The organism is Bradyrhizobium campsiandrae, from assembly GCF_014529705.1.
Classification (GTDB): Bacteria; Pseudomonadota; Alphaproteobacteria; order Rhizobiales; family Xanthobacteraceae; genus Bradyrhizobium; species Bradyrhizobium campsiandrae.
The window spans coordinates 1-240 of record NZ_JAANIH010000435.1 but is presented as its reverse complement, the minus strand read 5'-3'; the positions used below and the strand labels follow the sequence as shown (position 1 = coordinate 240).

General features: G+C 66.7%; 1 protein-coding gene. It reads right to left on the bottom strand.

All coding sequences use genetic code 11. The features are described 5' to 3' along the window. Window positions 1-240: diguanylate cyclase domain-containing protein (locus G8O24_RS43810; RefSeq protein ID WP_188108503.1), on the bottom strand; the 240-nt coding region annotated here is incomplete at both ends.

The window sequence follows — 240 nt, the reverse complement described above, 5'->3', positions numbered from 1 at the left end:
CCTCGCCGGTCGAGCGGCGCGTGATGGTGCATTCCGCGATCGCGCGCCTGATGCGCTCGGCGATATCGGTGCAGGCCGCAAGATCGGCGTCCGGCAGCACCGCGATCAGCTCCTCGCCGCCGTAGCGCGCGGCAAAGCCCATTGTGTCGGCGGCGATGCCGGACAGCGATTCGCCGAGCCGGGTCAGGCAGGAATCGCCTTCGAGATGGCCATAGGTGTCGTTGAACAGCTTGAAATGGT